This window comes from Nocardia sp. NPDC059691 (assembly GCF_042733915.1).
GTDB lineage: Bacteria > Actinomycetota > Actinomycetes > Mycobacteriales > Mycobacteriaceae > Nocardia > Nocardia sichangensis.
On the sequence record NZ_JBHWFB010000013.1, the window covers coordinates 1 to 12,295 of the forward strand.

Below are 12,295 nucleotides of genomic sequence, written 5' to 3' on the forward strand. Positions count from 1 at the left end.
CATTCCGAACCCGGAAGCTAAGCCTGCCAGCGCCGATGGTACTGCACTCGACAGGGTGTGGGAGAGTAGGACACCGCCGGAACATCCTTTCACGAAAGGCCCTCGACACCGTCGAGGGCCTTTCGTCGTTCATGCGGCGAGAACGTTTCGCAGCAATTTCAGAGGGAACTACAAGCACACGCAGCGCGCGGACGACGATGATGGATGGTGGAGACGGATCGCTGTCCCGCGCGAACAACGGAGGTATGTATGGTCGTCGCGACGACGCCGGGTCACCCGGCGCCGCCAGCCCCCGCCACCTCGACGCGACCGCGTTGGTGGCGGCCGAGGCTGCCCGCGACGGCTGTGTACTTGGCGGGGTTGGTCGTCGTCTCTGCGATCTTCTCCGTCCTGAGCGACTCCGCGCAGACGAGGGTGGTTCTGCACGCGAGCACGAACCTGCACAACCTGCTGGACGGCCGGATCGGGACGTTGCTGGCAAGCGCGTTCGTGATCGGCGACGTCGTCGGGTCGTGGGTGATCATCCCGCTGCTGGCCTGTCTGCTCGCTCTCGTCGAACTGCGCTTCGGCGCGTTGCGGTTGGTTCGGGTTTTCCTGGCCGGCCACATCGGCGCCACGTTGTTCGTCGCGGCGGGGCTGTGGGTGGGCGTTGAGGCCGGATGGGTGCCCACGAGCATCCGGTGGGCCGAAGACGTCGGTGTCAGCTACGGCGCCATGGCTTTGGTCGGCGCGCTGGTGGCCGCCCTGCCCTACCGGTGGCGCGCCGCCTGGTCGACGCTCTGGTTCATCGTCGCGGTCGAGGGTGTGCTCATCGAGCACACCTTCACCCAGGTCGGCCACATGGTGGCGTTGATGATCGGCACCGTGGTCGGGTTCTGCATGGTCTGGGCCAGGACGACCACCCGTCGGCGGCTGACCCGGATCGAAAGCGCCCTGCTCGCCGTCAGCGGGGTTCTCGCGGCGATTCTGCTCATGGGCTGACGACGGGGGCGTGCGGGCGTTCGCCTACAGTGCTTGGGTGCGCCTAGTGATTGCTCGCTGTCAGGTCGACTACGTAGGGCGACTCACCGCCCATCTTCCGATGGCCCGCAGGCTACTGCTGGTGAAAGCGGACGGCTCGGTACTCGTGCACTCCGACGGCGGCTCGTACAAGCCGCTGAACTGGATGAGCCCGCCCTGCTGGCTGGAGGAACGCAACGGCGACGCGCAGCTCCCGGAGGGAGCGAAGGCGCTGTGGGTCGTCGCCAACAAGGCCGGCGAGGAACTTCGCATCACCATCGAGGACATCGAGCACGACTCCTCCCACGAACTCGGCGTTGACCCGGGCTTGGTGAAAGACGGTGTGGAGGCTCATCTCCAAGAGCTGCTGGCCGAGCACGTGCATACGCTCGGCACCGGCTACACGCTCATCCGCCGCGAGTACATGACCGCGATCGGCCCGGTGGACCTGCTGTGCCGGGACGCCGACGGCGGCACCGTGGCGGTGGAGATCAAACGGCGCGGTGAGATCGACGGCGTCGAACAGCTCACCCGCTACCTCGAGTTGCTGAACCGGGATCCGCTGCTGGCTCCGGTGGCGGGCGTTTTCGCCGCCCAGCAGATCAAGCCGCAGGCGCGCACGCTTGCCGAGGATCGCGGCATCCGCTGCCTCACACTCGATTACGACGCCCTGCGTGGCACGGAGAGCAACGAATTCCGCTTGTTCTGAACTCGGGGGCGTGCGGGGCGCACGCGGCCGAGTAATAGGCTTGTCGCATGCCTCGCCGGAAACCGCGTTCGGATCGCTCCGCTGATCACTCGCGGTCGGGAGGCGCGCCGATCGGCGATGTCTTCGGACGGACCGAATCAGGCCCGGACGGTGACGAGACTTATGTGGTCCGCACCATTCCGGGTACCCGCGCTGTGAAGACCTACCGCTGCCCGGGCTGTGACCACGAGATCCCGCCCGGCGTCGCGCACCTCGTCGCGTGGCCCGCTCATGGCGGAGAAGACGACCGCAGGCATTGGCATCGCGGGTGCTGGAACGGTCGCCGTACTCGGAAGATCACCCGACGCTGGTCCTGATGCCCAGCAAACCGGGTGCGGAATTAAGGAAGGCCGCCCCGGTTGGGGCGGCCTTCGGTGAATTCGGTTCAGTTTTGCTGTAGTCGCCTCAGTCCGACGTCAGTTGCTGACGTCGGCGCTCTCGCGCTCTTCCGAGTCGATATCGTCGTCCTCGGTGGCGACCTCGGGGATCGCCTTCTGACGGGAACCGGTGACCGACTTGGTGTTGCCGCCGATCGACTTGCGCTGATCCGGAACGCCGTCCAGCAATTCGCTTTCCCGGTTGACCGCGGCGAGCATCGCGGGCACCGAGTCGAGCTGACCGCGGATACCGAGCAGCTGGGCGAGCACGCGGCCGCGCAGCACGCGCATCTCCTCGGCCAGCTCCTTCGCGTGCGCGATCTTGCGCTCGGAGGTCTGGGTGGCGGAGGTGATGAGGCGGTTGGCCTCGTCGGTCGCGTCCTTGATCCGCTGGGCGGCCTCGGCGCGGCTGGTGGCTTCCAGCTCTTCCATGGCGCGGGTGAGCTTGGTGCGACGCTCGGCCATGGTGGCCTCGAAGTCCTGCTGGGTGGCCTTGCGCTTCGCGTCGGCTTCCTTCGCGATGCGGTCGGCCTCGGCCTGAGCGGCCTCGATGATCTTGGCGGACTCGGTGCGTGCGTTCGCGAGGGTCTGCTCGAATTCGATTTCGAGCGCCTCGCGCTTCTCCTTGGTCTCCGCGAGCAGCGACTCGTACTTGCCACGCATCTCGGTGGCCTGCTGCTCGGCGATCGACACCATCTCGGCGGCCTCGGCCTGCGCCAGGGCACGGACCTCGGACGCCTCGTCGGAGGCGAGACGGAGCATGCGGGAGATGCGGTCGGACATGCCTTCCGCGGTGGTCGGCGGCACCGAGAGTCGGTCGACCTCCTTGCGGAGTTCGTCGATCTCGTCGCGCGCGTCTTCCAGCTGGCTCGCGAGGTTACGTGCTTGTGCCGCAGCCGCATCGCGGTCGGTGGCGGTGACTCTCAGTTCCGCGTCGAAGCGGTCGAAGTAATTACGCACCTCGTCTTGCGCATAACCCTTGCGCACAACGGTGAAGGGCAGTGCAACGAAGCGATTGCGATCGGACTCGGGTGACGACATGGCACACAAACTACAGCCTGAAGACAGCCGATGGTGACTCGACTGCGAATGTCATTCCAACGAGTTTTCCCGACCTGACGCCGATACTAGTGCGTAACATTAGCGTTCGGTTCGACCAACTCGATCAGCACACCTCCAGCATCCTTCGGGTGGATGAAATTGATGCGAGAATCGGCCGTTCCGTGCCGCGGGGCCTCGTACAGCAAACGCAGACCCTTGGCGCGCAGGTACGCGGAGACGGCCTCGATGTCGGTCACCCGGTAGGCCAGTTGCTGCAAGCCGGGCCCACTGCGGTCGATGAACTTCGCGATCGTCGACTCCGCGTTGAGCGGTGCCAGCAACTGCAGGGCAGTGGCGCGGTCGGGTGCGCCGGGCAGCGACAGCATCGCCTCGTGCACGCCCTGAGCCTCGTTGACCTCGCGATGGGTCTCGATCATGCCGAGGTTCTCCGCGTACCAGGCGACGGCGGTGTCGAGATCCGGCACCGCGATGCCGACGTGGTCCACCGCGGTCACGTAGTCCGCGGGGATGAAAGATGACTGTTCGATAACGTTGCTCACCATTCGAAAGTAGCGCGACCTGGCACGGGGCGCGTGCGACGCACCCGCTACCGTTGAGTAGAACACCTGCTCTCGCATTGCCCGGTGTGGGCGCGAGCAGGTCCGATCTACGAATGCGAGGCTCGTCGTGACCACTTCCGTGATCGTCTCCGGTGCGCGTACCCCGGTCGGCAGGCTGCTCGGAGGTCTGAAGGACTTCAGCGGTTCCGATCTGGGCGGGTTCGCGATCAAGGCGGCGCTGGAGAAGGGCGGTGTCGCGCCCGACCAGGTCGACTACGTGATCATAGGTCAGGTGCTCACCGCGGGCGCGGGCCAGATCCCGGCCCGGCAGGCGGCGGTGGCGGCGGGCATCCCGATGGACGTGCCCGCGCTGACGCTGAACAAAGTCTGCCTGTCGGGCATCAACGCGATCGCGCTGGCCGACCAGCTGATCCGGGCGGGCGAGTACGAGATCGTCGTCGCGGGTGGCCAGGAGTCGATGAGCCGGGCGCCGCACATGCTGGAGAAGAGCCGGGAGGGCTTCAAGTACGGCGACGTGACGCTGCGTGACCACATGGCCTACGACGGCCTGCACGACATCTTCACCGATCAGGCCATGGGCGCGCTGACCGAAGCGCGCAACGAGGCCGATCGGATCAGCCGGGAGGATCAGGACGCGTTCGCGGCGGCTTCGCACCAGCGTGCGGCGGCGGCGTGGAAGAACGGCGTGTTCGACGACGAGGTGGTCCCGGTCGCGGTGCCGCAGCGCAAGGGTGATCCGGTGCTGGTGACCACGGATGAGGGCATTCGCGCCGACACCACGGTGGAGTCGCTGGGTAAGTTGCGTCCGGCGTTCCGCAAGGACGGCACCATCACCGCGGGCACCGCGTCGCAGATCTCCGACGGAGCCGCGGCGGTCGTGGTGATGAGCAAGGAGAAGGCGCAGTCGCTGGGGTTGAGCTGGATCGCCGAGATCGGTGCGGCGGGTGTGGTCGCGGGTCCGGATTCGACGCTGCAGGACCAGCCCGCCAACGCGATCGCCAAAGCCTGCGCACGCGAGGGCATCTCGCCCGCCGACCTGGACCTGGTGGAGATCAACGAGGCGTTCGCCGCCGTCGGCATCGCGTCCACCCGCAAGCTGGGCATCGACCCGGAGAAGGTGAACGTCAACGGCGGCGCCATCGCCATCGGCCACCCGCTGGGCATGTCCGGCGCCCGCATCCTGCTGCACCTGGTGCTGGAGCTGAAGCGCCGCGGCGGCGGCGTCGGCGCGGCCGCGCTCTGCGGCGGCGGCGGACAGGGTGACGCGCTGATCGTTCGCGTCTGAGTCCGGCGGGGCGATGCCCCGCGCCGAATCGTGCCGATGGCCGCCCCGATGTGGGCGGCCATCGGTCGTTCTGCTGAGGGCCACCAGCCATCGCAAGGTGACAGATCGGGGCGACGAGCGGCCGCTCGGCTCGTGGCGAGCCGTAGGCAGCGGTCGCCTTGCCATCGGCGAGCAATGCGGCTACGAGCGGCAGGTCTTCGTGCAACCTGGTCACGTCGTCCGATCGCTGCCCAGGCAGCGGGGCTCCGGATCGCCGGGTCGGAACTCGGCTGGCGTAGGAGTGGTCGCGTCATCCGTGGCGCACTTCACCCGAAGCAGTCGTTTCGCTACTGGTGCCATGCGCAACTGCGATCGGAAGGTGACCGATGTTGCGATCGCACCGGCCGATCAGCGCGTTCAAGAAAGCGAGGGGCATTCGCGGCGTTCGCGCGTTCGCGCGGTCCTGGTCCTGGTCCTGGTCTCGAGTTCGCATGCCGACGCGCCCAGCGCACCGCAACCACGTCTTTCGAGCGGAGCGAGACCGAGCCTGTTCCGTTCGCGGCCCGCGCGACGAAGGAGCAAGCGGCGGTCGCGCAAACGCGAGCCATAAGGGGCCGCGAACACGCGGCGCCGCAGGCGCCGCAATTAGACACAGCTCACTACGACAGCCTGTAGTGCATCCGGCAGAATGGGCGCATGGGCAATGTCTTCGACCTGAGCACGGTGGCCAAGCGGTTTCGTTTCATCGCGGTGCTCGAGGCGATCTCCTGGCTGCTGCTGATCATCGGCATGGTGTTCAAGCGGATTCCGGAGCCGGTGCTGTGGCCGGTCAAGGTGTTCGGCATGACGCACGGCATCGTGTTCGTGCTGTTCGTCATCACCGCGATCGTGGCGGCGCGCGAGCTGGGCTGGAACGTCAAGACCACCGTCCTCGCGCTGCTGTCGAGCATTCCGCCGTTCTGCACGGTGCTGTTCGAGGTCTGGGCGGTGCGCACGGGGCGGTTGGGTGAGCTGAGCAACGCCGGTTCGGTCGAGTCCGGGGCGCCCGCATCCGCCACGTCGTGACAAACTGGAGGTCGTGAATCGACCAGCCGCACGCCGTCCTTCGCCCGCTGTCGCCGCCGCCATGTCCGGCGCGGTCGATCTGTCCAGCCTGAAGCAGCCCGCCGGTGGCGGGGGCGCTCCGGCCGGTGGCGACTACGCGGTATCCGAGGCCGATTTCGAGACCAAGGTGCTGCGTCGTTCGATGCAGGTGCCGGTGGTGGTCGTGCTGTATTCGCAGCGCAGTCCGGGCAGCGTCGAACTGGTGCGGACGCTGGAGCGACTGGTGGCCGCCGACGGCGGCAGCTGGGACCTGGCGATCGTCGAGGCCGAGGCCAACATGCGCATCGCGCAGGCGCTGCGGGTGCAGGGCATCCCGACGGTCATCGCGATCGCGGCAGGGCAGCCGCTGGCCGATTTCGAGGGCGCCCAGCCGGAGCCGCAGGTGCGGCAGTGGCTGAACGCCGTGGTCGACGCGGTGGCGGGCAAGCTGGAGGGTGGCGGGGAGCCGCAGCCGCAGGCTGAGGACCCGCGTTTCGCGGCGGCCGAGGCGGCGCTCGAGCACGGTGACCTGGCCGGCGCCGAGGCGGCTTACCAGGCGATTCTCGACGCCGAGCCGACGAACGACGAAGCCAAGGGCGCGCTGCGTCAGCTGCGCTTCCTCGCGCGGGCCCAGGAGCTGCCGGAGTCGGCGATCGAGGATGCCGATGCCGACCCGTCGAACGTCGATGCCGCGATTCGCGCCGCCGATCTCGAATTGTTCCAGCAGCGGCCCGAAGCGGCCTTCGATCGGCTGATCGGCGTCGTCAAGCGCACTTCCGGCGACGAGCGCACCAAGGCGCGCACCCGCCTGCTCGAGCTGTTCGAGCTGTTCGATCAGGCCGAGCCGTTCGTCGTGGCCGCGCGCCGCAAGCTGGCCGCGGCGCTGTACTGAGCCGCCGCGCGGGGCGGTCCGCGAACCAGCCGGCCGCGTCACCGCCCCCGGTTGCGCCCAGGCGTCGGGTATCCGATCCGGCGCGGTGTTGTGACGGACCTCCGCTACAACCGGTCGCGATGATCATCGATCGCCGCTCATAGTGGGCGTCCGCCGAGTCTGCTCTGGATTCGCGCATCGGACTCGGGTCTCGCACCGAGGCGTCAGCTGCTCACCTGAGTCCGTGCTTCGAGGACCGGCGCACGTCGGCGTCGGGCAGGGCTCGGTTCGCCGGGCGACTCGTCAGGCGGGGCGCAGCCAGACCGCGCCGTGGGGTGCGAGCGTCACGGTGGCCGAGGCGGGCCGATCGTGCCACGGCTCGGCGCTCGCCGTCACCTCGCCCAGGTTGCCGAGGCCGGAGCCGCCGTAGTCCGCGGCGTCGCTGTTGAGGATCTCCAGCCACGGGCCCGCGTGCGGCAGGCCGATCCGGTACGCGTCGTGCGCCGACCCGGAGAAGTTGTAGACGCAGGCGACAACGGAGCCGTCGGAGCCGTAGCGCAGGAACGCCAGCACGTTGTTCGCGCGGTCGTCCGCCTCGATCCAGGCGTAGCCACCGGGTGTGGTGTCCTGGCTCCACAGGGCGGGGTGGGCGCGGTAGACGGCGTTCAGGTCACGCACCAGCGTGGTGATGCCTTGGTGCAGCGGGTTGTCCCGTTCGTGCCAGTCCAGACCGCGATCGTGTGACCACTCCCGGAACTGGCCGAAATCCTGGCCCATGAACAGCAGTTGTTTACCCGGGTGGGCCCACATGTAGGCCAGCAGCGCCCGCACGCCCGCGGCTTTGGCGAAATCGTCGCCCGGCATTCTGGTCCACAGCGTGCCTTTGCCGTGCACGACCTCGTCGTGGCTGATCGGCAGCACGTAGTTCTCGCTCCAGGCGTAGACCAGTGAGAAGGTGATCTCGTTGTGGTGCCAGGAGCGGTGCACCGGGTCGCGGCCGAGGAACCCGAGGGTGTCGTGCATCCAGCCCATGTTCCATTTCATGGTGAAGCCGAGACCGCCGACGTCGATGCCGCGGGTGACGCCGGGCCAGGTGGTGGACTCCTCGGCGATCGTCACGACCCCGGGGTGATGCCGGTGCAGCGTCTCGTTGAGGTCCTGCAGGAAGTCGACGGCCTCCAGGTTCTCCCGGCCGCCGTGCACGTTGGGCTCCCACTGGCCTTCGGCGCGGGAGTAGTCCAGGTAGAGCATGGAGGCGACCGCGTCGACGCGCAGACCGTCGATGTGGAATTCCTCGACCCAGTAGCGAGCGTTGGCGATGAGGAAGTTGCGTACCTCGTGCCTGCCGAAGTCGAACACGTAAGTGCCCCAGTCGAGTTGCTCGCCCCGGCGCGGGTCGGCGTGCTCGTAGAGCGGAGTGCCGTCGAATCGGGCCAGCGCCCACTCGTCGCGCGGGAAGTGGGCGGGGACCCAGTCCAGCAGGACGCCGATGCCCGCCGCGTGCATGCGGTCGACGAACGCTCGGAAGTCGTCCGGGGAACCGAATCGCGCCGTCGGCGCGTAGTAGGAGGTGACCTGGTAGCCCCACGAGCCGCCGAACGGATGCTCGGCGATGGGGAGCAGCTCGATGTGGGTGTATCCGGTCGCCCGCACGTACTCGGCGAGCTGGTCGGCCAGTTCGCGGTAGCCGAGGCCGGGCCGCCAGGAACCGAGATGCACCTCGTAGACGCTCATCGGGGCGCGGGTGGGATCGGTGGCCGCGCGCTGCTCGAGCCAGGCGCTGTCCTGCCACACGTAATGGCTTTCGGTGACCACCGACGCCGTAGCCGGTGGTAGTTCGGTGGCGAATGCCAGCGGGTCGGCGTGATCGACGGTCCGCCCGTCGGCGCCGTGCACGCGGTATTTGTACTTGGCGCCCGGCTCGACACCCGGGATGAAGACTTCCCAGATCCCGGACGACCCCAGCGTCCGCATGGGCGCGGTGGTGCCGCTCCAGCCGTCGAAGTCCCCGATCACGGTGACGCCGCGCGCGTTCGGCGCCCATACCGCGAACGACGTGCCCGCGACGTCACCGTCGAGGGTGCTGTAGCGGCGCGGGTGCGCCCCGAGCACGTCCCACAGGCGTTCGTGGCGGCCTTCACCGATCAGGTGCAGGTCGAGTTCGCCGAGCGTGGGCAGGAATCGGTAGCCGTCGGCGCCGATGACGGTCTGGCCGCCGGGGTAGGTCGTCACGACGCGATAGTCATCGATCTCCGGGTACGGCAGCACCGCGGCGAATACGCCGTGGCCCACGGACTTCAGCACGTGGTCGTCGCCGCCGACCCGCACCGAAACGGTTTCGGCGTGCGGGCGCAGCACCCGCACGGCGGTGCCGTCCGGATGGGGGTGTGCGCCGAGCACGGTGTGCGGGTCGGTATGGGTGCCCGCCGCGAGCAGCATGAGGTCGCGACGTTTCATCGCAGCGTCCTGCGGTAGGCCAGCTCGGTGCGAGCCTGCTGGGACACCGGGGGCAGGGCGATGATGTGCGCCACGGCCCGCGCGGGGTCCAATCGCACGTAATTGGTTTGGGCCCAGTGGTATTCCTCGCCGCTGACCTCGTCGTACACCACCGGGTGGTCGTGCCACTCGCGGCCGATCGCGGGCAGGTCGAGCGAGAGCATGCCCCATTCGGCGCCGAAAGGATTGAGATTCACCACGACCAGCACCGCGTCGCCACTGGCGGGATCGAGCTTGGAATAGGCGATCAGCGCGTCGTTGTCCACGTGGTGGAAATGCAGGCAGCGCAGCTGTTGCAAGGCGGGGTGGGCCCGGCGGATCTCGTTGAGCCGAGTGAGCCAGGGTTCCAGCGATTCTCCGCGCGCCAGCGCCTCGGCGAACGGGCGCGGGCGCAGCTCGTATTTCTCCGAATCGAGGTACTCCTCGCTGTCCGGGCGCACCGCCTGATGCTCGAACAGCTCGAAGCCGGAGTAGACGCCCCAGGTGGGCGCGAGGGTGGCGGCCAGGACGGCGCGTATGGCGAACATGCCCGGCCCGCCGTGCTGGAGGCTCTCGTGCAGGATGTCCGGGGTGTTCACGAAGAGGTTCGGGCGGGCCTCGTCGGCCTTCGCGGCCAATTCGTTGCCGAACTCGGTCAACTCCCATTTGGCCACGCGCCAGGTGAAATACGTGTAGGACTGGCTGAATCCGCGCCGGGCGAGCCCGTAGAGCCGGGCGGGGCGGGTGAACGCCTCGGACAGGAAGATGACGTCCGGGTCGGTGCGCCACACGTTCGCGATCAGCCACTCCCAGAAGTCGGCGGGCTTGGTGTGCGGATTGTCGACGCGGAATATGTTGACGCCCAAGCCGATCCAGTGTTTGACGACGCGCAGCACTTCGGCGTAGAGCCCGTCGGGGTCGTTGTCGAAGTTGACCGGATAGATGTCCTGGTACTTCTTCGGCGGGTTCTCCGCGTAGGCGATGGTGTTGTCGGGCAAGGTGGTGAACCACTCGGGGTGCGCCTCGACCCACGGATGATCCGGCGCGCATTGCAAGGCGAGGTCGAGCGCGACCTCGAGGCCCAGTTCCCGCGCCGCCCTGACGAACTCGGCGAAATCGGCTTCGGTGCCCAATTCCGGATGCACGGCGTCGTGACCGCCGTGCCGCGAGCCGATGGCCCACGGCGAGCCGACGTCGCCGGACTCCGCCGTGAGCGCGTTGTTGCGGCCCTTGCGGTTGACCTCGCCGATCGGGTGGATCGGCGGCAGGTACACCACGTCGAAGCCCATGGCGGCGATGCGCGGAAGGTCCTTGGCCGCGGTGACGAAGGTGCCGTGAACCGGCTCGCCGGTGGCGTCGCGGCCGCCGGTCGAGCGCGGAAAGAACTCGTACCAGGAGCCGTAGAGCGCGCGGTGCCGCTCGACCAGGACGGTGTGCTGCGGCCCGCGGGTGACCAGGTCGCGCAGCGGCGTGGCGCGCAGGATCCCGGCGACCTCCTCGGTGAAGGCCGGGGCCACCCGTGCGGGGAGTTGCTCGTCACCGCGCAGCGCAGCGGCGACCGCGCGCAAGCGCTCGAACTGTTTCTTCGGGACGGCCTGCGCCGCGCGGTCGAACAGGCGAGCGCCCAGCTCGAGATCGTTGGCCAGATCGACGGCGCTCTGCCCGACGGCAAGTTTCGCCTCGATCGCCGATCGCCAGGTCGCGATCGGATCGCTCCAGCCTTCGATCCGGTAGGTCCAGGCTCCCGGCGTGTTCGGTGTGAAGGTCGCGTTGAAGACGTCGGGCTCGTAGTCCGGCGTCATGCGGACGCGGGTGGGTCGCGACGCGCCGGGGGCGCGCACGACGAGTGTGGCGGCGACGGCGTCGTGCCCCTCGCGCCAAACCACGGTGCGCACCGGGAATACCTCGCCGACCACCGCCTTGGCGGGCCGGCCGCCTGGGATGGACGGGGCAGTGTCATCGATAGCGATGCGGCCGGTCACGGACCCCAACCTACCGGCAACCGGCCTTTCGGACCGGACCAGCCGATTTTTCGTGCCCGGTTCCTGGCCTCTCACGGTGGCGGGCCAGCTGGGCATTCGCCTCAGCGTGCGTCGGCGGCGAGGCCCAGGCCGAGCGCGACCAGCACCGCGCCGAGCGCACGCTCTACCCGCTGCCGGATACCGGTGCGGCGCAGCCAGGCGCCCGCGCGGTCGGCCGCCATGACCACGCCGACGCACCACGCGGTGTCGATCACCAACTGGATCAGCGCCAGGATCACCACCGTGGGCAGCACCGGCCCCTCGGACGGAAGGAATTGGGGAAGGATTGTCAATCCGAAAATCGCCGCCTTGGGGTTGGCCGCGATCGAGATCAGCGAGGCGCGGAACGCGGCGGCGGGCGTGTGACCCGCCGGTAGCATCCTCGTCATCGCGCTGCCGAACTCCTCGCCACCACGGGCATTCCGCCACGCCTGCACGCCGAGCCAGATCAGGACCAGCGCGCCGATGACGTGCACGGCCGTGTTCATGGCGCGATTCGCGACGAGCAGGACGGACAGTCCCGCCCCGCCCGCCAGCGTCCAGCCGAGTACGCCGATCTCGTTCCCGGCCACCGCCGCCAAGCCCGCGGTGCGGCCGTCCCGCACCGCGCGCTGCAAGAACAGTGCGGTCGCAGGCCCGGGCAGCGCGGCGATGAGCAGGCAGGCCGGCAGGAATTGCGGAAGAACATCGACCCAGTGCGGCATCAGCCGATGCTGTCATCCCGGTCCTGCTCGGGCTACCGATTTTCCCGCTTTGAAGAGTGAGGTGCCCGGGTGGCCATGGACGGAGCTCGTCCACTGGGTGGCCACCCGGGCGCTCAACTCGACATGCCCGA

The 12,295-nt window shown here is 68.5% G+C and carries 11 protein-coding genes; 6 read left to right on the forward strand and 5 right to left on the reverse strand.

What is annotated here, in order from left to right; genetic code table 11:
* The first annotated feature begins 249 nt into the window (after window positions 1-249).
* From ACFV2O_RS26580 to ACFV2O_RS26590, 3 genes are read left to right on the forward strand one after another with little or no spacing between them, the layout of a single operon-like run.
* The gene (locus ACFV2O_RS26580; RefSeq protein WP_379254096.1) at window positions 250-981 is read left to right on the forward strand and encodes a rhomboid-like protein; all 732 of its coding nucleotides are present in this window, start codon (window positions 250-252) and stop codon (window positions 979-981) included.
* Window positions 982-1,018: 37 nt separating this feature from the next.
* Window positions 1,019-1,708, forward strand: a complete 690-nt coding sequence (gene nucS / locus ACFV2O_RS26585; protein WP_355081528.1) for an endonuclease NucS — start codon at window positions 1,019-1,021, stop codon at window positions 1,706-1,708.
* A gap of 47 nt (window positions 1,709-1,755) precedes the next feature.
* Window positions 1,756-2,064, forward strand: a complete 309-nt coding sequence (locus tag ACFV2O_RS26590) for an ATP/GTP-binding protein (RefSeq protein ID WP_379254097.1) — start codon at window positions 1,756-1,758, stop codon at window positions 2,062-2,064.
* A 99-nt stretch (window positions 2,065-2,163) separates the two neighbouring features.
* Here ACFV2O_RS26590 and ACFV2O_RS26595 read toward each other — a convergent pair whose 3' ends face one another.
* On the reverse strand, window positions 2,164-3,165 hold the full coding sequence (locus ACFV2O_RS26595) for a hypothetical protein (protein ID WP_355081524.1): 1,002 nt from the start codon (window positions 3,163-3,165) through the stop codon (window positions 2,164-2,166).
* 86 nt (window positions 3,166-3,251) lie between these two features.
* Window positions 3,252-3,725 (reverse strand): methylmalonyl-CoA epimerase, encoded by a 474-nt coding sequence (gene mce, locus ACFV2O_RS26600; protein ID WP_379254098.1) that lies wholly within the window; start codon window positions 3,723-3,725, stop codon window positions 3,252-3,254.
* A gap of 127 nt (window positions 3,726-3,852) precedes the next feature.
* Here mce and ACFV2O_RS26605 point away from each other — a divergent pair, with 127 nt between their 5' ends.
* The 3 genes from ACFV2O_RS26605 (at window position 3,853) to ACFV2O_RS26615 (ending at window position 6,985) form a co-directional block, all read left to right on the forward strand.
* Entirely contained in the window at window positions 3,853-5,031 is a 1,179-nt protein-coding gene (locus ACFV2O_RS26605; protein WP_379254099.1) for an acetyl-CoA C-acetyltransferase, read from the forward strand.
* 675 nt (window positions 5,032-5,706) lie between these two features.
* Window positions 5,707-6,075 (forward strand): DUF3817 domain-containing protein, encoded by a 369-nt coding sequence (locus tag ACFV2O_RS26610; protein WP_355075568.1) that lies wholly within the window; start codon window positions 5,707-5,709, stop codon window positions 6,073-6,075.
* A 61-nt stretch (window positions 6,076-6,136) separates the two neighbouring features.
* Window positions 6,137-6,985, forward strand: coding sequence for a tetratricopeptide repeat protein (locus ACFV2O_RS26615; RefSeq protein ID WP_355075969.1), 849 nt, complete (start codon window positions 6,137-6,139; stop codon window positions 6,983-6,985).
* A gap of 282 nt (window positions 6,986-7,267) precedes the next feature.
* Here ACFV2O_RS26615 and glgB read toward each other — a convergent pair whose 3' ends face one another.
* The 3 genes from glgB to ACFV2O_RS26630 form a co-directional block, all read right to left on the reverse strand.
* Window positions 7,268-9,421 carry a 1,4-alpha-glucan branching protein GlgB gene (gene glgB / locus ACFV2O_RS26620; protein ID WP_379254100.1) on the reverse strand — a complete coding sequence of 718 codons (2,154 nt, stop codon included), beginning with the start codon at window positions 9,419-9,421 and terminating at the stop codon, window positions 7,268-7,270.
* A complete protein-coding gene (locus ACFV2O_RS26625; protein WP_356966874.1) occupies window positions 9,418-11,421 on the reverse strand; it encodes an alpha-1,4-glucan--maltose-1-phosphate maltosyltransferase in 2,004 nt (667 codons plus the stop codon). The genes glgB and ACFV2O_RS26625 overlap by 4 nt, the downstream gene beginning before the upstream one ends.
* 101 nt (window positions 11,422-11,522) lie before the next feature.
* Window positions 11,523-12,164 (reverse strand): LysE family translocator, encoded by a 642-nt coding sequence (locus tag ACFV2O_RS26630; RefSeq protein WP_379254101.1) that lies wholly within the window; start codon window positions 12,162-12,164, stop codon window positions 11,523-11,525.
* Window positions 12,165-12,295: the final 131 nt, after the last annotated feature.

Excerpts from the sequence above, each read along its gene's own strand:
- ACFV2O_RS26590 (WP_379254097.1), top strand. The coding sequence starts at position 1,756 with ATGCCTCGCCGGAAACCGCGTTCGGATCGCTCCGCTGATCACTCGCGG.
- ACFV2O_RS26610 (WP_355075568.1), top strand. The coding sequence starts at position 5,707 with ATGGGCAATGTCTTCGACCTGAGCACGGTGGCCAAGCGGTTTCGTTTC.
- ACFV2O_RS26615 (WP_355075969.1), top strand. The coding sequence starts at position 6,137 with ATGTCCGGCGCGGTCGATCTGTCCAGCCTGAAGCAGCCCGCCGGTGGC.
- ACFV2O_RS26595 (WP_355081524.1), bottom strand. The coding sequence starts at position 3,165 with ATGTCGTCACCCGAGTCCGATCGCAATCGCTTCGTTGCACTGCCCTTC.
- ACFV2O_RS26580 (WP_379254096.1), top strand. The coding sequence starts at position 250 with ATGGTCGTCGCGACGACGCCGGGTCACCCGGCGCCGCCAGCCCCCGCC.
- ACFV2O_RS26630 (WP_379254101.1), bottom strand. The coding sequence starts at position 12,164 with ATGCCGCACTGGGTCGATGTTCTTCCGCAATTCCTGCCGGCCTGCCTG.
- glgB (WP_379254100.1), bottom strand. The coding sequence starts at position 9,421 with ATGAAACGTCGCGACCTCATGCTGCTCGCGGCGGGCACCCATACCGAC.